26 protein-coding genes are annotated in these 23,602 nt (G+C 63.7%); 15 read left to right on the forward strand and 11 right to left on the reverse strand.

Annotated elements, in window-relative coordinates; translation table 11 throughout:
- Positions 1-6 precede the first annotated feature (6 nt).
- The gene (locus ASD01_RS28070; RefSeq protein ID WP_051659684.1) at positions 7-360 is read left to right on the forward strand and encodes a hypothetical protein; all 354 of its coding nucleotides are present in this window, start codon (positions 7-9) and stop codon (positions 358-360) included.
- Between the two features lie 112 nt (positions 361-472).
- Here the strand turns inward: ASD01_RS28070 and ASD01_RS28075 are convergent, their stop codons facing one another.
- Positions 473-1,111 carry an exopolysaccharide biosynthesis protein gene (locus ASD01_RS28075; RefSeq protein ID WP_034804677.1) on the reverse strand — a complete coding sequence of 213 codons (639 nt, stop codon included), beginning with the start codon at positions 1,109-1,111 and terminating at the stop codon, positions 473-475.
- A gap of 203 nt (positions 1,112-1,314) precedes the next feature.
- Here ASD01_RS28075 and ASD01_RS28080 point away from each other — a divergent pair, with 203 nt between their 5' ends.
- Positions 1,315-1,977, forward strand: coding sequence for an OmpA family protein (locus tag ASD01_RS28080; RefSeq protein WP_029742421.1), 663 nt, complete (start codon positions 1,315-1,317; stop codon positions 1,975-1,977).
- 72 nt (positions 1,978-2,049) lie between these two features.
- Here ASD01_RS28080 and ASD01_RS28085 read toward each other — a convergent pair whose 3' ends face one another.
- The 6 genes from ASD01_RS28085 to epmA form a co-directional block, all read right to left on the reverse strand.
- Positions 2,050-2,865: a class I SAM-dependent methyltransferase gene (locus ASD01_RS28085; RefSeq protein ID WP_029742422.1), complete on the reverse strand. Its 816-nt coding sequence runs from the start codon at positions 2,863-2,865 to the stop codon at positions 2,050-2,052.
- An 85-nt stretch (positions 2,866-2,950) separates the two neighbouring features.
- Positions 2,951-4,378 carry an MFS transporter gene (locus ASD01_RS28090; protein ID WP_082572888.1) on the reverse strand — a complete coding sequence of 476 codons (1,428 nt, stop codon included), beginning with the start codon at positions 4,376-4,378 and terminating at the stop codon, positions 2,951-2,953.
- A gap of 90 nt (positions 4,379-4,468) precedes the next feature.
- Positions 4,469-5,362: an RNA polymerase sigma factor SigJ gene (gene sigJ, locus ASD01_RS28095; RefSeq protein ID WP_034804673.1), complete on the reverse strand. Its 894-nt coding sequence runs from the start codon at positions 5,360-5,362 to the stop codon at positions 4,469-4,471.
- A 1-nt stretch (position 5,363) separates the two neighbouring features.
- Positions 5,364-5,795 carry a carboxymuconolactone decarboxylase family protein gene (locus tag ASD01_RS28100; protein ID WP_034804671.1) on the reverse strand — a complete coding sequence of 144 codons (432 nt, stop codon included), beginning with the start codon at positions 5,793-5,795 and terminating at the stop codon, positions 5,364-5,366.
- A gap of 169 nt (positions 5,796-5,964) precedes the next feature.
- Positions 5,965-7,017, reverse strand: a complete 1,053-nt coding sequence (locus ASD01_RS28105) for a lysine-2,3-aminomutase-like protein (protein WP_034804669.1) — start codon at positions 7,015-7,017, stop codon at positions 5,965-5,967.
- Positions 7,014-8,066 (reverse strand): EF-P lysine aminoacylase EpmA, encoded by a 1,053-nt coding sequence (gene epmA / locus ASD01_RS28110; RefSeq protein WP_060644809.1) that lies wholly within the window; start codon positions 8,064-8,066, stop codon positions 7,014-7,016. Before epmA ends, ASD01_RS28105 begins: the two co-directional genes overlap by 4 nt.
- A 160-nt stretch (positions 8,067-8,226) precedes the next feature.
- Between epmA and efp the strand changes: the two genes are divergently transcribed.
- Together efp and ASD01_RS28120 are read left to right on the forward strand one after the other, a co-directional pair.
- Positions 8,227-8,796 carry an elongation factor P gene (gene efp, locus ASD01_RS28115; protein ID WP_029742428.1) on the forward strand — a complete coding sequence of 190 codons (570 nt, stop codon included), beginning with the start codon at positions 8,227-8,229 and terminating at the stop codon, positions 8,794-8,796.
- A 160-nt stretch (positions 8,797-8,956) separates the two neighbouring features.
- The gene (locus ASD01_RS28120; RefSeq protein ID WP_029742429.1) at positions 8,957-10,198 is read left to right on the forward strand and encodes an SAM-dependent methyltransferase; all 1,242 of its coding nucleotides are present in this window, start codon (positions 8,957-8,959) and stop codon (positions 10,196-10,198) included.
- Here the strand turns inward: ASD01_RS28120 and ASD01_RS28125 are convergent.
- The gene (locus ASD01_RS28125) at positions 10,188-11,018 is read right to left on the reverse strand and encodes a C40 family peptidase (RefSeq protein WP_034804665.1); all 831 of its coding nucleotides are present in this window, start codon (positions 11,016-11,018) and stop codon (positions 10,188-10,190) included. The genes ASD01_RS28120 and ASD01_RS28125 overlap by 11 nt on opposite strands.
- A gap of 165 nt (positions 11,019-11,183) precedes the next feature.
- Here ASD01_RS28125 and mbfA point away from each other — a divergent pair, with 165 nt between their 5' ends.
- Positions 11,184-12,167, forward strand: coding sequence for an iron exporter MbfA (gene mbfA, locus ASD01_RS28130; protein ID WP_029742431.1), 984 nt, complete (start codon positions 11,184-11,186; stop codon positions 12,165-12,167).
- Positions 12,168-12,239: 72 nt separating this feature from the next.
- Here mbfA and ASD01_RS28135 read toward each other — a convergent pair whose 3' ends face one another.
- Positions 12,240-12,860 carry a transglutaminase-like cysteine peptidase gene (locus ASD01_RS28135; RefSeq protein WP_029742432.1) on the reverse strand — a complete coding sequence of 207 codons (621 nt, stop codon included), beginning with the start codon at positions 12,858-12,860 and terminating at the stop codon, positions 12,240-12,242.
- A gap of 289 nt (positions 12,861-13,149) precedes the next feature.
- The gene (locus ASD01_RS28140; protein ID WP_034804664.1) at positions 13,150-13,953 is read right to left on the reverse strand and encodes an alpha/beta hydrolase; all 804 of its coding nucleotides are present in this window, start codon (positions 13,951-13,953) and stop codon (positions 13,150-13,152) included.
- A 220-nt stretch (positions 13,954-14,173) separates the two neighbouring features.
- Between ASD01_RS28140 and infC the strand changes: the two genes are divergently transcribed.
- Positions 14,174-14,710 (forward strand): translation initiation factor IF-3, encoded by a 537-nt coding sequence (gene infC / locus ASD01_RS28145; protein ID WP_034804663.1) that lies wholly within the window; start codon positions 14,174-14,176, stop codon positions 14,708-14,710.
- A gap of 174 nt (positions 14,711-14,884) precedes the next feature.
- On the opposite strand, the gene ASD01_RS35805 is transcribed toward infC, so the two are convergent.
- Positions 14,885-15,199: a hypothetical protein gene (locus ASD01_RS35805; protein ID WP_034804662.1), complete on the reverse strand. Its 315-nt coding sequence runs from the start codon at positions 15,197-15,199 to the stop codon at positions 14,885-14,887.
- 15 nt (positions 15,200-15,214) lie between these two features.
- Here ASD01_RS35805 and ASD01_RS35810 point away from each other — a divergent pair, with 15 nt between their 5' ends.
- The 9 genes from ASD01_RS35810 (at position 15,215) to pheT (ending at position 23,574) form a co-directional block, all read left to right on the forward strand.
- Positions 15,215-15,403, forward strand: coding sequence for a hypothetical protein (locus ASD01_RS35810; protein ID WP_029742436.1), 189 nt, complete (start codon positions 15,215-15,217; stop codon positions 15,401-15,403).
- A 280-nt stretch (positions 15,404-15,683) separates the two neighbouring features.
- Positions 15,684-16,151, forward strand: a complete 468-nt coding sequence (locus ASD01_RS28160) for a PepSY domain-containing protein (protein ID WP_051659683.1) — start codon at positions 15,684-15,686, stop codon at positions 16,149-16,151.
- A gap of 9 nt (positions 16,152-16,160) precedes the next feature.
- The gene (locus tag ASD01_RS28165; RefSeq protein ID WP_034804661.1) at positions 16,161-16,826 is read left to right on the forward strand and encodes a response regulator transcription factor; all 666 of its coding nucleotides are present in this window, start codon (positions 16,161-16,163) and stop codon (positions 16,824-16,826) included.
- On the forward strand, positions 16,823-18,013 hold the full coding sequence (locus ASD01_RS28170) for a sensor histidine kinase (RefSeq protein WP_244495314.1): 1,191 nt from the start codon (positions 16,823-16,825) through the stop codon (positions 18,011-18,013). The genes ASD01_RS28165 and ASD01_RS28170 overlap by 4 nt, the downstream gene beginning before the upstream one ends.
- A gap of 399 nt (positions 18,014-18,412) precedes the next feature.
- Positions 18,413-18,616 carry a 50S ribosomal protein L35 gene (gene rpmI / locus ASD01_RS28175; RefSeq protein WP_025425550.1) on the forward strand — a complete coding sequence of 68 codons (204 nt, stop codon included), beginning with the start codon at positions 18,413-18,415 and terminating at the stop codon, positions 18,614-18,616.
- Between the two features lie 39 nt (positions 18,617-18,655).
- Entirely contained in the window at positions 18,656-19,060 is a 405-nt protein-coding gene (rplT, locus tag ASD01_RS28180) for a 50S ribosomal protein L20 (RefSeq protein ID WP_060644811.1), read from the forward strand.
- A 145-nt stretch (positions 19,061-19,205) separates the two neighbouring features.
- The gene (locus ASD01_RS28185) at positions 19,206-19,979 is read left to right on the forward strand and encodes a BUD32 family EKC/KEOPS complex subunit (RefSeq protein WP_051659681.1); all 774 of its coding nucleotides are present in this window, start codon (positions 19,206-19,208) and stop codon (positions 19,977-19,979) included.
- Between the two features lie 52 nt (positions 19,980-20,031).
- Positions 20,032-21,114, forward strand: coding sequence for a phenylalanine--tRNA ligase subunit alpha (pheS, locus tag ASD01_RS28190; RefSeq protein ID WP_034804648.1), 1,083 nt, complete (start codon positions 20,032-20,034; stop codon positions 21,112-21,114).
- Positions 21,115-21,147: 33 nt separating this feature from the next.
- Positions 21,148-23,574, forward strand: a complete 2,427-nt coding sequence (gene pheT / locus ASD01_RS28195; RefSeq protein ID WP_034804645.1) for a phenylalanine--tRNA ligase subunit beta — start codon at positions 21,148-21,150, stop codon at positions 23,572-23,574.
- Positions 23,575-23,602 lie beyond the last annotated feature (28 nt).

Consider the following 23,602-nt stretch of genomic DNA (forward strand, 5'->3'; position numbering starts at 1 on the left):
AGAGCAATGAGCAGCCAATCGAAGCCGGCCGTCGTGGCGCCGCTTTACCGTATCAATAAGTACACCGTGCCGCTGGAAGCACGCCAGCAGTTCGTCGAACTCGTCGACAAGACGCTCGCAGTCATCCGCAAGCAGGACGGCTATGTGAAGGACCTGTTTCTGGAGCAGCACGCCGGCCCCGGCCAGTTCGACTTCATCACCCTGATCGAGTTTGCGAGCGCCGACGTCGCGCCGAAGGTCGCGGCCGCCCTCGTCGAGTTCGACCGCCAGCTCGGCCTTAACCGCGAGGCGCTGATGAAGACACTCGGCATCCGCACCGACTTTGCCAGCTACCGGGCTTTCGGCGGTCTGGCTGCCTAGAGCAATTCCAGGAAACGTGTACAGCGGTTTCGGTCCGGAATTGCGTGCCACAGATGGTCAGAACGAAAAGGCCCGGCAGTTGGCCGGGCCGATCCACACGCCTGATGAGGTGTCAGGAGACGAAGAACGACGACAGGCCCTGACCGGCGGCAAAGGCCATATAGGCAAGCACGGTGAAGTAGACCGTGGTCGCGATCAGGAAGAGATAGCCCCCGGCCACCATCAGTCCGTCGCGCTGAATGATACCGAGCGAGAGTAAGAGGATCGCGATCCCCGGCAGCGTGTTCGACAGCGGGATCAGGCCGAGCGGGAACATCAGGAGAATGCCGCCGGCCATGATCATCAGGCCGTTGAATCGGTTCATCAGCGCGCCCTTCGTCAGGAAGCCGAGACGCGGACGGACGTAACGATCCAGCTTGGAAACGAGATTCGCGCCTTTCTGCAGCGTCGGCACCAGCTTCTCGGTTTCGATCCGGCGATCGAGAATGCGCTGCGGCATCCACGGCAGGCGATTGAGCGTGACCGATACGGAAATCAGGATGATCGCTGCGCCGAAGACGGTGCTGACGCCCGGGATCGACACCGGCAGCAGAAACGGCAGCGTCAGCAGGGCGCACAGCAGCAGGAAGCCCTGTTCGCCGATTTCCGTCATCAGCTCGCGTAGCGTGATCGTCTCGCCGCGGATCGAGGCAATCATGCCGTTGAGCGTGTCGCTGAGACTGCGTTGCGTGTCGCCGAACTCGATTGCCATTGGAGCTTGCCTCTCTTTTCTTTGGTGCCCGTCCTATCAAGAGCGTGTGAAGGATCGGTTTATGTGTGCCCTGATGGCCACGCCAGCCGCTGGCGAAGCTGGATTTGCCGGTAAACCTTGGCGTGAATGGGACGCCTCTTCATCTTCCTGCCGCAATCGCTAGTATGAAGCAACTTCGAGCACCAATGGGGACAACTGATTCCATGATCAAGAAATGCGCCATTCTGGCTGTCGCGGCCATCTATCTTTCGGGATGCACCACCACCGATCCCTATACGGGCGAGCAGAAGATGTCGAACACGGCCGGTGGCGCGCTGATCGGCGCAGGCCTCGGCGCGGCGACCGGTCTGCTGGTTGGCGGCAGTGCCGCAGGACGGCGTGACTCCGCACTCGTCGGCGCCGCGATTGGCGGTCTCGGCGGCGGCCTGATCGGCAACTACATGGACAACCAGGAAGCCGAACTGCGCGCCCAGTTGCAGGGCACCGGCGTATCGGTCACCCGCGCCGGCGACCGCATCATCCTCAACATGCCGTCCAACATCACGTTCGCGACCGACCGCGACCAGGTGATCCCGGCTTTCTACGACACGCTGAACTCGGTGGCGATCGTGCTGCGCAAGTTCAACAAGACGATGATCGACGTCGATGGCCACACCGACGCGACCGGCAGCGCCTCCTACAACCAGGGCCTCTCCGAGCGCCGCGCCGCTTCGGTCGCCAACTACCTGGCGGGCCAGGGCGTCGACCAGCGCCGCATGTCGGCCATGGGCTACGGCAAGGAGCGTCCGATCGCCTCCAACGGAAGCGAAGCCGGCCGCGCGCAGAACCGCCGCGTCGAAATCTCGATCGCGCCGATCAAGGCCTGATCGGCCGAAAGCGACCGCTTGCAATCGAAGGGGCTGCGCCGCAAGGCGCGGCCCTTTTCATGCCTTGCCGGGCTAGAAACGGTAGCGCAACAGGCGGCCCATCCGGCGCAGCATCGGCAGGGCGCTGACGACATGCGCCGCTATCCGCGCCATCGGCGACAGGCGTGCGACCTGGCCTGAATCATACTCGCTGATCTCGTCGAGCAACGTCAGCCCGGGCACGTCGCGTTCCAGCGTTTGCGCGTTTTCCAGCCCCCAGCGAAGCTCCGCCCCCGTTGCCCGCAGCGATGGGCTCAGCCGCAAAAGCTCGATACCGAGATGGCTGTAGGCGTCAAAGACGATTTCCCCGCCGGCAAGGCAGGAGGTCAGCCGTCGCAAGACGTCGCGGACCTCGTGTTCTGAGAGATAGGGAAACACGCCCTCGGCGACGACGATCGCCGGGCGGTCCGCCGGAACGAGGTCGATCCACTCGCGCTCCGTTATCGAGGAGGCGATCGTCGTGCAGCCGGCGCGCGCCGGGAAAAGCTGTCGCCGCAAGGCGATCACATCGGGAAAGTCGACATCGAACCAGCCGACGGACGCGGGCGGATCGAGCCGCAATATACGTGTGTCGAGACCGCAGCCGAGGTTGAGCACGATTGCGTCCGGGTGGCGCCCGATAAAGGCGCGCGCCCAGCGGTCGAGCATATGGGCGCGCACGGCAATGCCGATGGTCATGTCGTGGCCGGCATCGGGCGGTTTCGGCCTGCCGGCGAGCCGCCGCATGAGATCGGCGGCAAAGTGATCGTTGAGCAGGGAATCCGGGAACGCGCTCTCTGCGGCTTTGGCCTGGAGCGTGACCAGCAAGGTCTCCCGTACGCCGTGAAGGCCGATCTCCTCGGCTTCCATCCTCTCCTCCCAAGGGCGTGATGCACCCCGCCGCACAGCTTGCATTTTGCAGGCCCTCCACCCCGGGGAAGGCCCGCAAAGGCGCCTATTTCGCCGTTCGGCGCGCCCGCCAGACACGTCCGGCTGTCAGAACGGCCAGCGCCGGCATCAGCGCAAACAGCCAGAAGAGCCAGCGTGTCGCCATCGCCACGCCTTCCGTCGACGGCGTTTCGATGCCGGCGAGATTGGCGGTAAGCCCGGCCAGCGCCGCGCCGAGTGCTGCGGCGAAGAGCTGGACCGTGGTAATCGAGCTCGACGCCTTCTCCGCTTCGCCTTCCGGCGCAAATTCATAGACGGCCGTCACGATGTGCGGCCAGGCAAAGCCCATGCCGAAGCCGACCGCCATGATGCCGAGGCTGAGCGGCGCGGCGATCACCATGAATTCCGATCCTGCCATCGGCATGAACAGCGCAATCAGTGCCAGGCCGACAAAGCCGAAGGCCGGGCCGGCAAAGATCGTCTGCTTTGCCCTTTCCCCATGCCAGTGGGCGCTTGTCATCGACCCGGCGGTCCAGCCGATCGACATCAGCGCCGCAATGTAGCCGGCTACCAGCGGCGACAATCCGTGCAGCTCCTGCAGGAGGTACGGCACATAGATTTCCGGCTGCAGGCCGACCATCAGCAGGGTGATCGTAGCATAAAGGGCTGCCAGCGGGGAGGTCGGGGTGAAACTGCCGGAGGGGAGCAGCTTGCCGGTTGCCCGCTTCTCGACGACGAGCAGCGCCAGGAACATGAATATCGCCGCGCCGACGCAGCCTACCTGCGCCGCCGCCGTGGTCAGCGTGCTGGCGATGGAAAGCGCAAGCACGATGGCGACGAGCAGCGTCAGTTGCACCAAGGGAAGCGGCGTGCGTGCGCCTTCGCCGGCAGCCTTGCGCGGCAAAGTCGAGAAGGCGAGGGTCGCCAGCAGCGCCGTCAGCGGCAAGAGCGACCAGAAGGCGACTCGCCAGGTGGAAAACTCCGCGAACATACCGCCGATCGCCGGACCGACCAGCGTCGCCGTACCCCAGGTGGCCGAAATCAGGCCGATGGCGCGGGTCCAGAGCTCTGGCCGGAAGACCTCACGGATCACGCCATAGGCAAGCGCATAGAGCAGCCCGCCGCCGAAACCCTGGATCGCGCGGCCGGCGAGCAGCATCGCCATCGAGGGGGCCGCAGCGCAGAGGAGTGTGCCCAGCCCGAAGACCAGCGCACCGATCGCATAAGCGCCGCCGGCGCCGACGGCACCAAGCAGCCGGGCCGACAGGGCCGCGCCGAGGATCGAGGCGGCGACGAAGACGGTCGTGCTCCAGGCGTAATATTCGAGCCCGCCGATCTCGCGCACGATCGACGGCATGATCGTCGTCACGACGTAGATGTTGAGCGCGTGCAGCGCGACGCCGCCGCTGAGCACCAGCGAATGCACGGCGTTCCCGCCGGTCAAAAGCGCGCGCCAGCCGGTTTCCTGGTGGGCTGCGGATGTTTTTTCGAGCATGTCAGTACCTCATGCAGCGGTATTGCCGAAAACGTGCGACCGGCCTGGCCGGTGGGGAGGATCACGTTTGCAAGGGCGATGCCGCCAGTATCAGTGGAGCGCAGCCTCGCCGAAATGCGTGAGCTTGTCCGGGTTGCGCATGATGAAGATGTCGTTGACGTTTCCGTCGCCGTCATAGCCGAAGGCGACGGTTGCCGCGATCTCGTTTTTCGCTTCGTCCCGAAGCACGATGCCGCGGCCGCCATTGATGTCGCCGATTTCCCAGACGTAATGCGACCAGTATTCGGTAAGCCGATCGATGATGAAGGCGAGCACCGTCTCCTTGCCCGAGAGCACTCCGAGCACGGTCGCCACCTTGCCGCCGCCGTCGGCTGTCAGCTTCACATCGGCCGAAAGCAGGGCCGAGAGGCTAGCGACATTGCCGCCGTGGATTGCCTGGTGGAAGGCCGAAAGCAGTTCGTCCTGTCGCTCACGCGGCGTCTGGTGCCGGGCTTTTTCGAGCCCGATATTGGTCTTGGCGCGCGACACCAGCTTGCGGGCGGCGGTTTCCTGCATGTCGAGCGTTTCGGCCACTTCCTCATAGGGCTGGCCGAAGATCTCGTGCAGCAGATAGGCGGCGCGCTCCTTCGGTGTGAGCCGTTCGAGCATCAGCAGGAAGGCCGTCGTCAGTGAGGATGTCAGCGCAAGCTTCTCCTCGGCATTGTCATCGCTCGCCGTATGGATCGGCTCCGGTAGCCATGCGCCGACATAATCGATGCGCTTGCGGTGCGCCGCCTTCAGGAGGTCGAGGCAGCGCCGCGTGCAGGCGGTCGTCAGCCACGCCGCCGGCGTTTCGATCGTTGTCCGGTCGACCTCCTGCCATTTCAGGAACGTATCCTGCACCGCATCTTCCGCATCGGCACGCGAGCCGAGGATGCGGTAGGCAAGGCCGAGAAGGCGCGGGCGCGCCTCCTCGAAGATCTGCATGTGCTGCCGGTCGTTCATGTCAGTGCCTCGAGATCTGGATGCGGTTCCAAAGGTTGATCATCGCCACCGTCGCGGTGATGACGCTGATCTCCTTTTCGCTGAAATGCTGGCGCAGCTCGGCGCGAAGCGGCGCAAAGTCGGTGCGCGGCTCGAGTTCGGTCAGAGCTTCGGTCCAGGCAAGCGCTGCCTTCTCGCGCGGCGTGAAATCATTGACCTGGTCCCAGACGATGATGCGGTCGAGCCGCTCGTTGCTCTCGCCCTCGGTGCGGGATTCCTTGGTGTGCATCTTCACGCAGAAGCCGCAGCGGTTGATCTGTGAGGCGCGCAGCTGCACGAGATTGTGGATCGTGCGGTCGAGCCCGTGCAGGTCCATGGTCTTGTGCACGTCGGCGAGCGCGCCGAGCACGTCGGAGATTTCCTGTTCGTAGCGGACGGCCTTGGTATCGGTCATGGTCTCAACTCCATCGTTGTCGTGTTGCTTATGACCAATTGACGATCGACGCCGGACAGCTGTGACGCGGGCACGATGATTTTTCTCGCAGGATGCGAAGAAAAATGCATGAGCTGATTATTTTGAAGAAGTTTCAATAATTTGGAGAGTCGCGATTTCTCGCCGTGCATCAGGCTTTCGGTGGATAGCTGTGCTCGCCGCCGCGAAAATCCGTGACGGTGTAGCAGCCGCCGCCCTCGTCCGCGATCGAGGCAGCGCTGATCACCGCCTTGCCGTGCCCGCCGGGAATGTCGAGGATATAGGTCGGCTGGCAGAGGCCGGAGACGCGGCCGCGCAGGGCGGCAACCAGCGCCTGGCCTTCCTCGATCGTCAGGCGAAAATGGCTGGTGCCGGGGGCGAGATCCGGGTGGTGCAGGTAGTAGGGCTTGATCCGCGTTTCGACGAAGGCGCGCATCAGGCTGGCAAGCACCTCGGCATCGTCGTTGACGCCCCTCAAGAGCACCGATTGGCTGATCATGACGATGCCGGCATCGATCAGGCGGGCAGAGGCGGCACGCGCCTCGTCCGTCAGCTCGCGCGGGTGGTTGGCATGCAGCGCCACATAGGTCGCCTTGCCGCTGGCTTTGAGTGCAGCGATCAGGTCGGCGTCGATGCGTGCCGGCTCGACCACGGGCACGCGGGTGTGGAAGCGGACGACCTTTACATGCGGGATCGGCTTCAGCCGTTCCATGAGTTCGGCGAGCCGCCGCGGGGACAGTACCAGCGGATCGCCGCCGGTGAGGATCACCTCCCAGATTTCCTCGTGGCTTGCGATATAGGCGATCGCGGCATCGAGTTCGGCTGGCGTCAGCGTGCCGAGCCCTTGGGGCCCGACCATTTCGCGGCGGAAGCAGAAGCGGCAATAGACCGGGCAGACATGCACGGCCTTCAGGAGCACCCGGTCGGGATAACGGTGGACGATGCCGGTCACGGGACTGTGCGGCTTGTCGCCGATCGGGTCCTCGCGCTCTTCGGGTAGCAGGGTCAACTCGGCGGCATCCGGCACGAACTGCCGTGCAATCGGGTCATTGGGGTCGTTGGGATCGATGAGACCGGCGATGACGGGGCTGATCGCAACGGCATAACGCTCGGCAACGGCGGCAACCGCCGCCTCCTTGGCGCTGTCGATGAGGCCTGTTTCGACCAGTTCGCGTGCGGTCTTGATCGGGCGGTGCGCGTTCACGCTCGTGTCTCCGCCACTGGCGCCCAGAGCACCTGGTCGATGCGTGAGGCTCCGGTTGCGAGCATCACCAGCCGGTCGAAGCCGAGCGCGATGCCGCTTGCCTCGGGCATGATCGCGAGCGCTGCAAGAAAATCCTCGTCGAGCGGATAGGTCTCGCCGTAAACGCGGGCCTTCTCCGCCATCTCCATTTCGAATCGACGCCGTTGTTCCGGCGCATCCGTCAGCTCGCCGAAGGCATTGGCAAGCTCAACGCCGCAGGCATAGAGCTCGAAACGTTCGGCAACGCGAGGGTCGCGTGCGGCAGGACGCGCCAGTGCCGCCTCGGCGGTTGGATATTCGTCGAGGATCGTTGCGCGGCCGAAGCCGAGGTGCGGCTCGACCTTTTCGACAAGCACCCGGCTGAAAAGATCGGCCCAGGTGTCGTCATGGGCGACCCGAAGGCCGGCTGCCGCCATCGTGGCAGCCAGATGGTCGCGGTCGGTCTCGCCATTGGCGGCGATCGAGGCCAGCAGGTCGATGCCGGCAAAGCGCTCGAAGGCGTCCGCCACGCTGAGGCGCTCCGGAGCGGCGAAGGGATCGCAGGCCTGCCCCTGGAAAATAAAATGCTTGGTGCCGGTGGTTTCCGCCGCAAGCGCCAGGATCTCGGCGCAGTCGCGCATCAACGCCTCGTAGCTTTCGCCGGCGCGGTACCATTCGAGCATGGTGAACTCGGGGTGATGAAGCGGCCCGCGCTCGCGATTGCGGTAGACATGGGCAAAGCAGGCGATGCGCTCTTCGCCGCCGGCCAGCAGCTTCTTGCAGGCAAATTCCGGCGAGGTGTGCAGATAGAGCGGATGGTCGGTTCCGTCGTGGTTGAGCGCCTCGGTCGCGAAGGCATGCAGGTGCGCCTCGTTGCCGGGCGAGACCTGCAGGGTCGCGGTGTCGACCTCGATGAAGTCGCGTGTCTCGAAGAACCGGCGCAATACCGATTGGATCCGGTTGCGGCCGAGAAGAAACGGGCGCCGGTCGGCATGGACATCGGGTGTCCACCAGGGTGAGGCATGCGACATGATCGGTTCAGTCCAGGCTTTCTTCGTGCAGATACCGGCTCAGGCTGGCTATTTGCGCGAAATTAGGGTAGTGGCGGCGCGAAATCCTTCTTTCCGCGTCCTTCAGGGCCCGTGTTTCCGGCCCGCGGTGTCGCGCATACCTCTGTTACAAGGAAGACTAATGGTCAAGGTCATCGCTTCATCTGTCCGTAAGGGCAACGTTCTCGACGTCGACGGCAAGCTCTATGTCGTGCTTACCGCCCAGAACTTCCACCCGGGCAAGGGCACGCCGGTCACCCAGGTCGACATGCGCCGCATTTCCGACGGCGTGAAGGTCTCCGAACGCTACCGCACGACCGAACAGGTCGAGCGCGCCTTCGTCGAAGACCGCGAGCACACCTTCCTCTATGAAGATGCCGAAGGCTTCCACTTCATGAACCCGGAAAGCTATGACCAGCTGGTCATGACCACCGAGGACATCGGCGATCTCAAGGCCTACCTGCAGGAAGGCATGGCCGTCATTCTTTCGATCCACGAAGGCCTGGCGATCGCCATCGACCTGCCGCGCCACGTGACGCTCGAAATCACCGAGACCGAGCCGGTCGTCAAGGGCCAGACGGCTTCGTCGTCCTACAAGCCGGCCATTCTGTCGAACGGCGTCCGCACGCTGGTTCCGCCGCATATCCAGGCCGGCACCCGCGTCATCATCGCGACGGAAGACGGCTCCTACGTCGAGCGCGCCAAGGACTGAGGCATCGACCAGGTCAGTTTGGACGGGGACGGCAGCGAAGGTTGCCGTCCCCGTTTTCGTTTCGGGCAGACCGCATGAGCAACCAGAAATTTAAGGGGCGCATTTCGAAAAACGGGTGCTAGGATGCGGCGCCGATACGACGTGTCACGAGAGGGCCTGCATGTTCCCATTGTCGCATATGATGAAGTCGTTCATTCGCAAGGGTCGCCTGACGGTGATCGATGCCGATGGCAAGAGGCACGTTTATTCCGGGACGCCAGGACCGGAAGTGACGATGCGTCTCACCGACAAGAAGCTTTATCGCAGCCTCGTCTTCAATGCCGAACTGGCCGCCGGCGAAGCCTATATGGACGGCACCATGCGCTTCGAGGAGGGCTCCACCCTCCGCGATTTCCTGACGCTGTTTTCGATCAACCGCCTGTCGCTCGGCTCCTACCCGATCCAGAAGTTGCTGCGCGCGGTAAAAATGCGTTTCCGCAAGCGTCAGCAGGCCAACCCCAAGGGCAAGGCCCAGCAGAACGTCGCGCATCACTACGATCTCGGCAACGAGTTCTACAAGCTGTTCCTCGACGAGAACATGCTCTACTCCTGCGCCTACTTCCGCGAGCCCAACGAGACGCTCGAGACGGCGCAGCGCAACAAGCTGAGGTTGCTTGCCTCCAAGCTTTGCCTGGAGCCCGGCATGAAGGTGCTGGATATTGGCTGCGGCTGGGGCGATCTCGCGATGTACTTGGCGCAGCTGGCGGATGTTCAGGTGCTCGGCGTCACGCTTTCCAAGGAGCAGCAGGCGCTTGCCACCGAACGGGCGCGCAAGGCGGGCCTGTCGGACCGGGTGCGTTTCGAGCTCAAGGACTATCGCGATGTGCAGGGGCCGTTCGACCGCATCGTCTCGGTCGGGATGTTCGAACATGTCGGCGTCCATCACTATGACGAGTTCTTCAAGAAGCTGAACGCGCTGATGCCGGACGACGGCCTGGCGGTGCTGCATTCGATCGGCCACATGAGCCCGCCCGGCATGGCGAGCTCGTGGCTTCGCAAGTACATCTTCCCGGGCGCCTATTCGCCGGCACTGTCGGAGGTCTTCGAGGTCGTCGAGCGCAACAGCCTCTGGGTCAGCGATCTCGAATTCCTGCGGGTGCACTACGCGACGACGCTTGCCCATTGGGGCGCGCGCTTCGACGCGAACCGCGACAAGGTGATCGCGCTATACGACGAGCGCTTTGCCCGCATGTGGGAGTTCTATCTGATCAGTGCCGAGATGATGTTCCGCACCGGCAGCCAGCTTGTCTTCCACATGCAGCTGTCGCGCTCGCGTGATGCGGCGCCGATCGTTCGCGATTACATCACCGACCGCCAGCGCGATTACATGGCCCGCGAACAGGCGCTCGCTCTCAACCTTTGAACGGGTGTTCTCCGTCACCTTGCCAGAGTAATCGCTTGTAGTCGAAGCCGAACTCCAGCGTCGGCTTGACGATCGCGAAGAACGGCGAGAGGTCGAAATCCCTGGGCGTGTAGAGCGAATGATGGCGGATATGCAGGATCTCCTCGCGTGAATAGGTCGAGGTCGCGGACGCCCGTCCGGGCGCGCGGGTAACCTCGGGCAGGATCGGATAGCGGATCTGCTCGAAGGCGGCCGCAATCAGCGTCGAGCAGATCGCGCGCGTCGGGTCGCCGGAACCGAAGGCAAGCAGGCGCCGCCGCCAGCGCACCGGAACCGGCGGCGTCGGCATGAAATAGCGCAGCATGTCCAAAATGTTCTTCAGGTCGTATTTCATCCCGAGCCTCGAGATCATGAAGCCGACGAGTGCTGTGCGATCATCCGGCGTCAGCGCGATAGGCCGGCAGATGCGGGTGTTGAACGAGGCGTATTTCTTCAACGGCACGGCAACGCAGCCCTCGCCGATGTTTACCTCGATCAGTTGCGGCCGCTCGATGACGGGTAGTGTCGCCTGATCGAGCGTCAGCGGCATCTGGTCACCGGCAAAGAAGGCGGCATGCGACCAGGTCGATTGCGTCAGATACTTGATCGCTGCCGAAACCTTCTGGTTGCCTTCGATCAGGAGAATGTCGCCCGGGCGCAGCGTGCGCGCCAGCGTTTCCTGATCGGATGGCGTGTAGGGCTCGTAGCCCGACGTCTGCGCCTGCAGGCGTGCGGCGAGCCTGGCGCCGAGACGATCGAGCAGCGTGTCCTTGCTTTCGGAAAGTGGATAGATGGTCCTCATCGAGGCGATCGCTCCGGGGAGGGGATGGGGATTCGAAACTGGCGGGCATGGTGGCCGAGCCGCGACACTCTGTCGAGTGATTGTTACATGATTGCATAGCTTTGGGCTTGACGGTGCGATCCTGCATTTCTATTTTAGAATTATTCTAAAGAAGGTTTCCTCCCAATGTTTTCCCGTCTCTTCTCCCGTTCCAAACGCCCGTTTTTGTCTCTCAGCGAACAGGAAATCCTGGCGCTCGCCATCTCCTCCGAGGAGGACGACGGGCGCATCTATCTCGCCTATGCCGATGCGCTTCGGGCACAGTATCCCCACTCGGCAAAAGTGTTCGAGGAGATGGCGGAGGAGGAAAGCCACCACAGGCAATGGTTGATCGATCTGCACGTCCAGCGCTTCGGCAACCGCATTCCGCTGATCCGGCGCGAACATGTGCGCGACTTCCCCGAGCGCAAGCCTGACTGGCTGATTGCCGAAATGCCGATCGAAAAGGCGCGCGAGGAGGCCGAAGCGATGGAGGAGGCGGCGCACCGCTTCTATGTCGAGGCCGCCACCAGAACCCAGGATGCCGCCACCCGCAAACTGCTCGGCGATCTCGCGATCGCCGAAAAGTCGCATGAATCGCTCGCCCGTCGGCTTGGCGAAGAGCATACGCCTGAGGACGTGCGCGCCGAGGAGGACCAGACCGCGCGCCGCCAGTTCATCCTCACTTACGTTCAGCCCGGTCTCGCCGGCCTGATGGACGGCTCGGTCTCGACGCTGGCCCCGATCTTCGCCGCTGCCTTCGCCACCCAGGATACCTGGCAGACCTTCCTTGTCGGTCTCTCGGCCTCCGTCGGCGCTGGCATCTCCATGGGCTTCACCGAAGCCGCCCATGATGACGGCAAGCTTTCCGGTCGCGGCTCACCGATCAAGCGCGGCCTTGCCTCCGGCATCATGACCGCGCTCGGCGGTCTCGGCCATGCGCTGCCCTATCTGATCCCGCATTTCTGGACGGCGACCGCGACTGCAGCGGTAATCGTCTTCGTCGAGCTTTGGGCGATCGCCTTCATCCAGAACCGCTACATGGAAACGCCGTTCCTCAGGGCCGCATTCCAGGTGGTGCTCGGCGGCGGTCTGGTGCTCGCGGCCGGCATCCTGATCGGCAACGCCTGACGGGCGAGCGGGAGATACGAAAAAGGGCCGGTTCGACCGGCCCTTTTTTGAAACTCTTCTGTCGCCTTGAGGTCAGTTGCCGACCGAGCCGACGAGGACTTCCGCGCCGTTCTGGATGGTGACCCAGCGGCCGCTGTGGTTCGACGCCTGGCGCTTCAGGTAGCGGTAGGGCGTGTTGGTCCAGAGCTTGACGCCGTTTTCGAGGTTATCGAGGATGAAGTCGCCCTGCGAGGTGCGAACGGTCAGAACCGCATGGCCTTCGCCGTCAGGCTTGCGCACCACGGTGATCAACAGGTCGCTTGCCGAGAAGCCCCTGCTCATCAGGCGCTTGCGCTTTTCGAGCACGAAGTCTTCGCAGTCGCCGGCGCCGTCCGGATAGGACCAGACTTCGTCCCGGCCGTGCAGTTCCAGGTCGGTCATCGGCGTGATCTCGCGGTTGACCGCCGCGTTCACCTGCCGGATCGTTGCCCAGCCTCGTTCGGTCACGCGCGCAGCGACGGTTCCCTTGGAGCGTACGTTGCACTCGCTCTTGTACTTCTGGCAGAATTCGTAGTGGCCGATCGGCTGCGAGGTCGCGGAGCCGGTCTGCATCCAGGGAGGCGATCCCGCCTGCGCGGGGATTGCCGTGTTTGCTGAAATGAAAAGTGCGCAGAACGCCGCGATACTTCCCTTAACCCCAGTCCAAGACGCCATACAAGTCCCCTGCGGCGCGGTATGCCGGACGCTCTTTGTCCGGACGCATTCGCGCAATCCTGAGTTGAAGGCAGCTTGTTTAGGTTCGTCCCCGGCGCTGCTCTAATCGTTAATAAAGAGTTAATAACGTCGGGGCTGCGGAGTCAATCTCCGGAATCGGGGCATCGGACTTTATGGTTAAAACCGGAACCGGGCGCACGCGAACCGTTGCGCCGCAGGGGATCTGCGGCACGGGACGGGTTTTGTCCTTGGGATTCGGTCGAAAAGGGAGGGCTATTCCGGCATGGGCTCAGGCGAGCATCGTGCCGATCGCCTGTTTCATTTTAGCAATGTCTTCTTCACGCGAGAGGCGATGGTCGCCGTCGCGAATGAGCGTCATGACGACGTCGTCGGCGGGTAGGTGCTCCATCAGCCGCAGGGCGTGGGAGTAGGGGACATCGGGGTCGCGCATGCCCTGCAGGATGTGCACCGGGCAGCCGGTGGAGATCGTGCCGTCGAGCACCCGGTTGGCCCGGCCGTCCTCGATGAGCGCGCGGGTAAAGATGTTCGGCTCGGGGCTGTATTCGGAAGGCTCCTCGAAATAGCCGCGTTCTAAAAGCGAGGCCCGCTCGGCCTCCGTCAGGTTGGGCTCGATCAGTTCGGCGGTAAAGTCGGGTGCCGGCGCGATCAGGACGAGACCGGCGAGCCGGTTTCCGTCGCCCCGGCGCCTGAGCTCCTGGATGACCCGCAAGGCAATCCAGCCGCCCATCGACGAACCGATCAGCACCACGCGCCCCGGTGCCGCCTGATCGATGACGGCGAGGCTTTCTTCCAGCCAGCGCGAGATCGTGCCGTCGGTGAAGGCGCCGCCGGAGGAGCCATGGCCGGAATAATCGAAGCGCACGCAGCTAGCCCCCCGTTCCATGGCATAGCGCTCGACTTCGACCGCCTTGGTGCCGGTCATGTCCGAGCGGTAGCCGCCGAGCCAGACCAGCGTCGGCTGTCCATCCGTCGGCTTGTCGGCGTGCCGCACGCGCATCGCGATCTTGCGCGCGGCCTCCGCTGCGCCGACCTCGATGAAGCTGATTTCCGTCTCTGCTGGCGTATTCTGCATGCAAATTCTCTCCAAGGGCCCGTTTCGCTGGCGATTTTCTTTCTAAAACAGATTCGTCTTGCTATCGACAGGTGGTGATTTTCCTTGCAAGCCGTGCTATTGACTCTCCCGTCGCAATTCACACATTGCCGTCGGTGACAGATTCAGGCGCTTCGTTTGGGATCGCGCCGGCGAACGAATTAAACAACATTTTTCGAAATAGCTCGAGGAGAGTACGACCATTCGCAGACCGTTCAAAGCGGACGCCCCCGTCAAGGAGGGGCCGCGCTCAAACAAGGAAATCCGGGTGCCCCGGGTTCAGCTTATCGACGCCGAAGGCCAGAACATCGGCGCCGTCCCGATCGACCAGGCGCTCCGTATGGCGGAGGAAGCCGGTCTTGATCTGGTGGAAATCGCGCCGAACTCCGAACCGCCGGTGTGCAAGATCCTCGATCTTGGCAAGCTGAAGTTCGCCAACCAGAAGAAGGCGGCCGAAGCGCGCAAGAAACAGAAGATCGTCGAAATCAAAGAAATCAAGATGCGTCCCAACATCGACACGCACGATTATGACGTGAAGATGCGGGCGATGAACCGGTTCTTCGAGGACGGCGACAAGGTCAAGGTCACGCTGAAGTTCCGCGGTCGCGAAATGGCCCACCAGGAACTCGGCATGAAGCTTCTGCTGCAGGTCAAGGACGACACCCAGGCGATTGCCAAGGTGGAAGCCGAGCCGAAGCTCGAAGGCCGCCAGATGATGATGGTTCTCGCGCCGCGCTAAGCGCGTGCCGCCCATCCGTCGAGATTACGAAAGCCGCCTCCGGGCGGCTTTTTTCGTTTGCGGGATCCTTCGGGCTTTGCTGACAGAATGCTGACAATCGCCCTCAGCGAGCTGTCAGGCGTCCCGTGCCATTCTCTCCGCATCGCATCGGGAGAAGGAGCCGAGATCATGACTTCAGTACTGCGCAAGGCCTTGCTCGTTTCTACGGTCGCCGTCTGCGGCCTCGTTTCGGCGCCGATTGGCGCTTCCCTCGTTGCCACCGGAGCGTCGCATCCCTTCTCGACCATGGCGCTCGCCGACGATGACGATGACGGTGACGATAACGGCGGTCGTGGTGGCGGCAATGACGACCGCGACGACGATCGGGACGACGGTCGTCACAACGATCGAGACGATGACGATGATCGTGGCCCCGGTCATCGCGACGACGATGATGATGACCGCTTCGACGACATCGACGACGACTTCGACGATGCCCGAGATGATCATGAGATTGAACTGCGGGTGACCGACGAAAATCTCCGGGGCCTGCGCAATGGTTCGCTGGTTGCCGTCGACAATCTCGGCCGGGTGCTCGAGGTCGAGGTGGAATACGAACATGGCGTTCGCGTCGTGACGGTCGAGCCGCACGACAGCGATATCCGCCGCAATCCGGGACCGGTCGGCAGCGTCTCCATCCGGCCGGCATTCTGATCAGGTCACAATTTGCCCGGCGCATTCGCCCCACACCATGCGCCGGAGCGATGGTCGGCCGTCACCAGCCCGCCCGGCGGCCCGACCCGGCAAGCGCATGCCCCCTGTGCCCGAAACGGCGCCGGGGGCATGCGCGTCGCTGGCGTTCTCGTCAAGGCTGGCATAGGCTCGCCCCGAACGATGCCCGCGGCGTCGCCGCAGACGAAGCACCTGGCGGATGCTTGCGCAAGCGCATTTGGAAGGACCCGACGCTGAGGAGCAGTTGCGACAGGATGAAGCCATGGCGATGACACGACGAGACCTGATCGCGCTCTTCTGCTGCTCGCTCCTGCTTTCGCTCGCGCCGCAGCCCGGCGGCATGGCGGCTCTCGCCAAGGATGACGACGACGATGATGACGGTGGCTCGCATGGCGGTGGCGGGCACGGCAACGACGATGACGACGATGATGACGAAGACGATGATGATGATGATGACGACGAAGACCTAGGGCCGGATGATGCCGGCGGTATCCGTCGAAGCGATCAGGAGCGGGCGCGCGACGGCGTCGAAAAGGGCGACATCCTGCCGCTGAAGGAGGTTCTCCGGCTGGTCGACGAAGACAGATACGGCCAGGTCATTGCGGTCGATCTCAAGCGATCGGGTGGCAGCGAGATTTACCGGCTCCGCACCCGCGACGAGCAGGGCACGATCCGCAACCTGCGCATCAATGCTCGAACCGGCAAGTTCGTGAACATTTTCGGGTTCTAGAGGAACGACATGCGGATTCTTCTGGCGGAGGACGATCCCAACATCGCGGCCCATGTGGCAAGCCGGCTGGAGGCGGAAGGCTACGGCGTCGATACGCTCACCCATGGCCCGGATGTCTGGGAGCAAGGGGAGAGCGGTAACTACGCCCTGGTCATCCTCGATCTCGGCCTGCCGGGCATGGACGGGCTGTCGATCCTGAAGCGTTGGCGGCAGGCGGGGCTGGAGACGCCGGTTCTGGTTCTGACGGCGCGCGGCTCTTGGATGGAGCGCGTCGACGGTTTCGATGCCGGGGCGGACGACTATCTGCCGAAACCCTTTCGGGCCGAGGAGCTTCTGGCGCGGCTGCGCGCCCTTCTGCGGCGCGCCGGTCCGCGTGTTGCGTCGGTGCGTGCTGCCGGACGCTTCACCCTCGACGAGGCGGGGCGCCGGGTGACCTTCGACGGGCTGCCGCTCGACCTCAGCCCGCTCGAATACCGCATGCTTGCACTGTTCGTGGAGCGCAAGGGGCAGGTTGTCACGCCGCTCGAGCTGGCAAGCCACGTTCAGGGCCGCGACGATGATGCCGCCAAGAACGCAGTGGAAGCGATGATTGCCCGTCTGCGCAAGAAGACGGAGAGCGGTGCGATCGAAACGCGGCGTGGATTTGGCTATGTCCTGCCGGACGGTGGCGCATGATCCGCTCGTTGCGGCTGAGGCTGGCAATCGGCGCATCGGTCGCCATCTGCCTGGTTCTGCTGGTGGTCTGGCTCTCCTTGAGCCGGCTTTTTACCGACTACGTTGCCGGGCGCTACCGCGCCGAAATGGCAACGCTCGTCGATACGGTTGCCGCCCAGGTGCGGGTGCGCAACGGTGAATTGGTGCTGCCGCGCGCGCCGGCCGATCCGCGCCTGAGCCTGCCGGCCGGCGGCCGCTACTGGCAACTCAACCGCGACGGCGGCACTCCTTTGCGTTCGCGCTCCCTGTGGGACACGGTGATCGATGCCGATCGACCGTCGGCGCCGCACCACCTGGGCTTCCTCGAAGCGGAGGGGCCGGACGGCGCGCCGATCCTTGTCTACCGCCAGGCCCTGACGCTTGGCGAAGGCGCGGATGCCAGGCAGTTCGCGGTTACTGCCGGCTTTGCGCGCAGCGAACTCGATGACGCTCTTTCCGCCTTTCACGGCCGTATCCGGCTGATGCTGCTGGCGACGGCCGTCGTGCTTGCCGGCGCCGCATTCCTGCAGGGTGCCCTCGGCCTTCTGCCACTGGTGCGGCTGCGGGAACGAGCCGCCCGCGTCCGGTCGGGCGAGGAGAAGGATTTTGGCCTGGCCGGGCCGCGCGAGGTGCAGCCGCTCGTCAGCGAAATCAATCTACTGCTTGCGGAGCGCGCGACCGCGCTGGCGCAAGCCCGGGCGCGCGCCAGCGACCTCGCCCACGGGCTGAAGACGCCGCTGACGGTGCTGGCGCAACTCGCCGAAGGCCTGCCGAAACACCAGCGCGACATCGCGCTCGAACAGGTCGACCTCGTACGCCAGCGAGCCGACCGCCAGCTTCAGGCGGCCCGCATGGGCGTCGAGCGCATGGCAACGACCTTGCTCGCCGATCTCGGCAACAAGCTGGTCAGCGTCCTGCGTCCCGTGACCGCGGAGCGCGACGTCGTCTGGGAGGTCGACATCGATCCGTCGATTTCACTCGACGTCGACCCGGCCGACCTTGCCGAATGTCTCGGCAATCTGCTCGACAATGCCGCCAAATGGGCGCGGGCACGGATCCGCCTATCGGCCGAGGTGGTCGACGGGCGCGTGCGGATCACGGTCGGTGACGATGGGCCGGGGGTTGCCGAGGGCGACCGCGAGCAGGCGATGCGCCGCGGGGGGGCATAGTGCCAATGCAGCGCCGGGCCACGCCTCCGGCAATGGCCTGGGGCTTGCGATCAGCGCCGATATAGCGGAGGCCTATGGCGCGACCATGTCGCTCGGGCAGTCGGCCCTGGGCGGTCTCGAGGTCGCACTGATCTTCGACGTCGGCGGCGGCAGCCGGCGCCCGCGCGATCCGACCTGAGGCGCAATGCGTCGTCGCAAAAAAAAGCGGCATGCGCAGGCGGCGAGGGCACTGGATCGCCGCTTGCAGCCCGCTCTTTCGATTCCCCAGTTGCGCTTTTCGGGATGTGCGGTTATAAGCCCCCGTCCGAACGGTCCGGCAGGGCATGCCGTGGCCGTTCTTAACGCTGGAAATGGACCTCGTCTGTCCGTTTCGATTCTTAAGAACAATGGAGTAGCAAAATGCCCAAGATGAAGACGAAATCGTCTGCCAAGAAGCGGTTCAAGATCACCGCGACCGGCAAGGTTCGTGCAGCAGCTGCTGGCAAGCGCCACGGCATGATCAAGCGTTCCAACAAGTTCATCCGCGACGCACGTGGAACCATGGTTCTCGCGGAGCCTGATGGCAAGAAGGTCATCAAGAACTACCTGCCCAACGGTCTCTAAGACTTTCAGGCATATTGGACACGTTAAGGAGATCATGACATGGCACGTGTAAAACGCGGCGTAACCGCTCACGCCAAGCACAAGAAGACGCTCAAGGCAGCCAAGGGCTTCTATGGCCGTCGCAAGAACACCATCCGCGCCGCCAAGGCAGCGGTTGACCGTTCGAAGCAGTTCGCTTACCGCGACCGCAAGGTCAACAAGCGCAACTTCCGCGCTCTCTGGATCCAGCGTATCAACGCTGCCGTCCGCGAATTCGGCCTGAGCTACGGCAGGTTCATCGACGGCCTGAACAAGGCTGGCATCGAAGTTGACCGCAAGGTTCTGTCCGACATGGCTATCCATGAGCCGGCAGCATTCGGCGCCCTCGTCGAAGCTTCCAAGAAGGCGCTCGCCTATCTCAAGGAAGCCGGCACGGCAAACGAGTTTGAAAGCGCTGTTCGTTAAGCCAGCGTTTTCCCAAAATCGTTTTTGAAATTAGTTGGGAAACCCGCGCTGGCAGGGCTGGCGCGGGTTTTTCTTGTTTTACGGGACGAAAGTGTACCACGATCGAAGGGGACCATGCGCGGTCCCGGAGCTTGATGACGACGATATGACGTCTCTGCTGGCAGCGCTTGCAGCCGGCCGGGAGCGCGTTGAGCGCTGCGAGCTCAAGGATCGTATGGTCTGGATCAAGCGCTATCGTCGTCAGGGCCCTCGTCTTTGGCTGCGCACGCAAGCCTTTGTCGCGCGGATTTGTGGCCTTCCGGTGCTGTTGCCGTCCCCGCTTCTCGACATCGAGGGCATGATCGAGCGCGAAGTTCGCCAGATCGCGACCTTCTCCGCGGCCGGTTTCATGACGCCCGAGGTCGTCTACCGTGGGCCGAAGGTGCTGGTTCTCTCCCATCTTGGTCTGCCGGTCAGCAAGCATATGGGGCCGCTGCGCAACAGCGACGCCGCCGCGCACGATCAGCTGCTGGTGCGCTGCGCTGCGGAACTCGGGCGCCTGCACCGCGCAGGTCTCTGCCACGGACGTCCGCATCCGCGCGATTTCATCATCGACAACGGCGAATTCGGCTTCCTTGATTTCGAGGAGGTGCCTGCGAGCGTCATGCCGCTGGCGACCGCCCAGGCGCGCGACCTCTGGCTCCTGTTCCTGCAGGTGGCGAGCCGGGCCGTGCAGCCGGAAACCCCGGCCGCGGCCTTTGCCGCCTGGAGGCGCGCAGCGCCGGCGGAAGCCAGCCGGGCGCTCACCGAAATCATGCCGCTCTTCATCCGCTTCCTGCCGCTGGCGCGCTTCGTCCTGCGCTTCCGCAAGGGCAACGATATCATCCGTTTCATCGCTGCGACGGACTATCTGGCGGGTGCAACGCGATCACATTCCTGAAGACAAGAACCGATATAGAACCGAACCCATTCCCGCATCGAGGCAGGACAGAATGAGCGAACTGGAAACACTGGAACGGACACTCCTGGCGGACATCGACGCCGCCGGCGACGAAGGATCGATCGAGGCGGTGCGCGTCAACGCGCTCGGCAAGAAGGGCTCGATCTCCGAGCTCCTGAAGACGCTCGGCACCATGACGCCGGAAGAGCGCCAGACCCGCGGCGCGCAGATCAACGCGCTGAAGAACACGGTCGCCGAAGCGATCGCCGCCCGCAAGTCGGCGCTGAAGGACCAGGCGATCGCCGAGCGCCTGGCGCGCGAGACTGTCGATATCAGCCTGCCGGTCCGCTCCTCGCCGGCCGAGCGCGGCCGCATCCACCCGATCAGCCAGATCGTCGACGAGATCACCGCGATCTTCGGCGACATGAGCTTCTCGATCGCCGAAGGTCCGGACATCGAGACCGATTACTACAACTTCACGGCGCTGAACTTCCCCGAAGGTCATCCGGCCCGCGAGATGCACGATACGTTCTTCTTCAACCCGGATGAGAACGGCGATCGCAAGGTGCTGCGCACGCACACCTCGCCGGTGCAGATCCGCACGATGGAAGCGCAGAAGCCGCCGATCCGCATCATCATCCCCGGCAAGACCTACCGCCAGGATTCGGACGCGACCCACTCGCCGATGTTCCATCAGGTCGAAGGCCTGGTCATCGACAAGGCGGCCAACGTCGCCAATATGCGCTGGGTGCTGGAAGAATTCTGCAAGGCCTTCTTCGAGGTGGACCAGGTGACGATGCGCTTCCGCCCGTCCTTCTTCCCCTTCACCGAGCCGTCCTTCGAGGTCGACATCCAGTGCGACCGCTCCGGCCCGATCGTGAAGTTCGGCGAAGGCACCGACTGGATGGAGATCCTCGGCTGCGGCATGGTGCACCCGAACGTGCTGCGCTCGGGCGGGCTCGATCCGGACGAGTACCAGGGCTTCGCCTGGGGCATGGGCCTCGATCGCATCGCCATGCTGAAATACGGCATGCCGGACCTGCGCGACTTCTTCAACGCCGACGTTCGCTGGATGACCCATTACGGCTTCCGCCCGCTGGACATGCCGACGCTGTTCGGCGGTCTCTCGGCCTGATCGCGCGTAGATATTTAGGACACAGGTGAAATCATGAAATTCACGCTTTCCTGGCTCAAGGACCACCTTGAAACCGACGCTTCGCTGGAAGACATCTGCGCGCGCCTGACGATGATCGGGCTCGAAGTGGAAGACGTCGACGACAAGGCCGCCTTCAAGCCCTTCGTCATCGCCAAGGTCGTTTCGGCCGAGCAGCATCCGAACGCCGACAAGCTGCGGGTACTGATGGTCGACACCGGCGCCGGCGCTCCGATCCAGGTCGTCTGCGGCGCACCGAATGCGCGCGCCGGCCTTATCGGCGCCTTTGCAGCCCCCGGTACCTATGTTCCCGGCATCGACGTGACGCTCGCCGTCGGCACCATCCGTGGCGTCGAAAGCCGCGGCATGATGTGCTCGGAAAAGGAACTGCAGATCTCCGAGGACCACAACGGCATCATCGACCTTCCGGCCGACGCACCCGTTGGCACCAGCTATGCGGCCTATGCCGGCCTCGACGATCCGATGATTGAGATCAACCTGACGCCGAACCGGCCGGATTGCACCAGCGTCTACGGCATTGCCCGTGACCTCGCCGCTTCCGGCCTCGGCACCTTGAAGGCGCGCAAGGCGCCGGCCTTCAAGGTGGAAGGCGACACGCCTACCAAGCTGACGCTCGATCTCGGCGAAGACAGGCATCTCTGCCCGGGCTTCTCGCTGCGCCTGGTGCGCGGCGTCAAGAACGGCCCGTCGCCGAAGTGGATGCAGCAGCGCCTGCTGGCAATTGGCCTCCGCCCGATCAATGCGCTGGTCGACATCACCAACTACATGACCTTCGACCAGGGCCGGCCGATGCACGTCTTCGACGCCGCCAAGGTCGAGGGCAACCTGACGGTCCGCCGCGCCAAGGACGGCGAGACGGTGCTGGCGCTTGACCAGCGCGAATATAAGCTCGGTCCCAACAACGTGGTCATCGCCGACGAAAAGGCGATCGAGTCGATCGGCGGCGTCATGGGCGGCGAACATTCCGGCTGCGACGAGAACACCACCGACGTCCTGATCGAATCGGCTCTCTGGGACCCGATGAACATCGCCAAGACCGGCCGCACGCTCGGCATCATCACCGATGCGCGCTACCGCTTCGAGCGTGGCGTCGACCCGGAATATATGGTGCCCGGTCTCGAGCGCACCACCGAACTGGTGCTCGAGCTTTGCGGTGGCACCGCCGCCAAGGCGGAAGTGGTCGGTTATGCCGGCCATGAGCCGAAGATCGTCGACTTCCCGGTTTCCGAAGTGAAGCGCCTGACGGGCCTTGAGGTTTCCTCCGAGGAAAGCGTCTCGATCCTGAAAAAGCTCGGCTTCGGCGTGGAAGGTTCTGGCGACCGCTTCAAGGTGTCGGTTCCTTCCTGGCGTCCCGATGTCGACGGCAAGGCCGATCTCGTCGAAGAGGTCATGCGCATCCACGGCGTCGACAACATCGTTGCTGCCCCGCTGCCGAGCCATGGTACCGTCAACGGCAAGATCCTGACGACGCTGCAGATCCGCACGCGCCTTGCCAAGCGCGCGCTTGCCAGCCGCGGCATGCTCGAAGCCGTTACCTGGTCGTTCATCTCCGAAGAGCAGGCAAAGCTCTTTGGCGGCGGCGCACCGGCACTGAAGCTTGCGAACCCGATTGCCTCCGACATGTCGGACATGCGCCCGTCGCTGCTGCCGGGCCTTTTGACGGCTGCCCAGCGCAATGCCGACAAGGGTTTCGGCGACGTCGCGATCTTCGAAGTCTCCGGCACCTATGAAGGCGATACGGCGGACGCGCAGCGCCGCGTAGCCGGCGGCATTCGTCGCGGCACGGCTTCCTTGAACGGTGCAGGTCGTCTCTGGTCGAACGCCGCCAAGGGCGGCGGCAAGCCGGTCGACGTGTTCGACGCCAAGGCCGACGCGATTGCCGTGCTCGAAGCCTGCGGCGTGCCGATGGGCAACGTCCAGTTCGAGCCGGGCGGTCCCGCTTGGTATCATCCGGGCCGCTCCGGCACGATCAAGCTCGGCCCGAAGATCATTCTCGGCACCTTCGGCGAGTTCCATCCGAAGACGCTGGAAGCGCTCGACGTCTCCGGCGCACTCTGCGGCTTCGAGATCTATGTCGATGCCATGCCGGAGCCGAAGAAGAAGGCGACCCGCACCAAGCCGGCGCTCGATCTCTCGCCGTTCCAGGCGGTCAAGCGCGACTTCGCCTTCGTTGTCGACAAGGCGGTGGAAGCCGGCGCAATCCTGCGCGCCGCTTCGGGTGCCGACCGCAAGCTGGTGACCGGCGTCAGCGTCTTCGACGTCTTCGAGGGTTCGTCGCTCGGCGAAGGCAAGAAGTCGATCGCCATCGAGGTGACCATCCAGCCGGTCGAGCGTACGCTCACCGACGAGGATTTCGAGGCGCTCACCGCCAAGATCGTCGCCAATGTGACGAAGACGACCGGCGGCGTACTGCGCGCCTGATCCGATCGACAAAACGGATACCGAAAGG

Origin of the sequence: Ensifer sp. Root423, assembly GCF_001426275.1 — a bacterium.
Classification (GTDB): domain Bacteria; phylum Pseudomonadota; class Alphaproteobacteria; order Rhizobiales; family Rhizobiaceae; genus Ensifer; species Ensifer adhaerens.

Excerpts from the sequence above, each read along its gene's own strand:
- ASD01_RS28140 (WP_034804664.1), bottom strand. The coding sequence starts at position 13,953 with ATGCAGAATACGCCAGCAGAGACGGAAATCAGCTTCATCGAGGTCGGC.
- pheT (WP_034804645.1), top strand. The coding sequence starts at position 21,148 with ATGAAATTCACGCTTTCCTGGCTCAAGGACCACCTTGAAACCGACGCT.
- ASD01_RS28160 (WP_051659683.1), top strand. The coding sequence starts at position 15,684 with ATGGCGATGACACGACGAGACCTGATCGCGCTCTTCTGCTGCTCGCTC.
- ASD01_RS28075 (WP_034804677.1), bottom strand. The coding sequence starts at position 1,111 with ATGGCAATCGAGTTCGGCGACACGCAACGCAGTCTCAGCGACACGCTC.
- ASD01_RS28170 (WP_244495314.1), top strand. The coding sequence starts at position 16,823 with ATGATCCGCTCGTTGCGGCTGAGGCTGGCAATCGGCGCATCGGTCGCC.
- epmA (WP_060644809.1), bottom strand. The coding sequence starts at position 8,066 with ATGTCGCATGCCTCACCCTGGTGGACACCCGATGTCCATGCCGACCGG.
- ASD01_RS28135 (WP_029742432.1), bottom strand. The coding sequence starts at position 12,860 with ATGGCGTCTTGGACTGGGGTTAAGGGAAGTATCGCGGCGTTCTGCGCA.
- efp (WP_029742428.1), top strand. The coding sequence starts at position 8,227 with ATGGTCAAGGTCATCGCTTCATCTGTCCGTAAGGGCAACGTTCTCGAC.
- ASD01_RS28080 (WP_029742421.1), top strand. The coding sequence starts at position 1,315 with ATGATCAAGAAATGCGCCATTCTGGCTGTCGCGGCCATCTATCTTTCG.
- ASD01_RS28125 (WP_034804665.1), bottom strand. The coding sequence starts at position 11,018 with ATGAGGACCATCTATCCACTTTCCGAAAGCAAGGACACGCTGCTCGAT.
- ASD01_RS35805 (WP_034804662.1), bottom strand. The coding sequence starts at position 15,199 with ATGATCATCTCGGGCATCGTCGAAGTCGTCGTCGATGTCGTCGAAGCG.
- ASD01_RS28120 (WP_029742429.1), top strand. The coding sequence starts at position 8,957 with ATGTTCCCATTGTCGCATATGATGAAGTCGTTCATTCGCAAGGGTCGC.
- ASD01_RS28185 (WP_051659681.1), top strand. The coding sequence starts at position 19,206 with ATGACGTCTCTGCTGGCAGCGCTTGCAGCCGGCCGGGAGCGCGTTGAG.
- ASD01_RS28165 (WP_034804661.1), top strand. The coding sequence starts at position 16,161 with ATGCGGATTCTTCTGGCGGAGGACGATCCCAACATCGCGGCCCATGTG.
- ASD01_RS28085 (WP_029742422.1), bottom strand. The coding sequence starts at position 2,865 with ATGGAAGCCGAGGAGATCGGCCTTCACGGCGTACGGGAGACCTTGCTG.
- ASD01_RS28070 (WP_051659684.1), top strand. The coding sequence starts at position 7 with ATGAGCAGCCAATCGAAGCCGGCCGTCGTGGCGCCGCTTTACCGTATC.
- rpmI (WP_025425550.1), top strand. The coding sequence starts at position 18,413 with ATGCCCAAGATGAAGACGAAATCGTCTGCCAAGAAGCGGTTCAAGATC.
- ASD01_RS28090 (WP_082572888.1), bottom strand. The coding sequence starts at position 4,378 with ATGCTCGAAAAAACATCCGCAGCCCACCAGGAAACCGGCTGGCGCGCG.
- rplT (WP_060644811.1), top strand. The coding sequence starts at position 18,656 with ATGGCACGTGTAAAACGCGGCGTAACCGCTCACGCCAAGCACAAGAAG.
- mbfA (WP_029742431.1), top strand. The coding sequence starts at position 11,184 with ATGTTTTCCCGTCTCTTCTCCCGTTCCAAACGCCCGTTTTTGTCTCTC.
- ASD01_RS28100 (WP_034804671.1), bottom strand. The coding sequence starts at position 5,795 with ATGACCGATACCAAGGCCGTCCGCTACGAACAGGAAATCTCCGACGTG.
- pheS (WP_034804648.1), top strand. The coding sequence starts at position 20,032 with ATGAGCGAACTGGAAACACTGGAACGGACACTCCTGGCGGACATCGAC.
- sigJ (WP_034804673.1), bottom strand. The coding sequence starts at position 5,362 with ATGAACGACCGGCAGCACATGCAGATCTTCGAGGAGGCGCGCCCGCGC.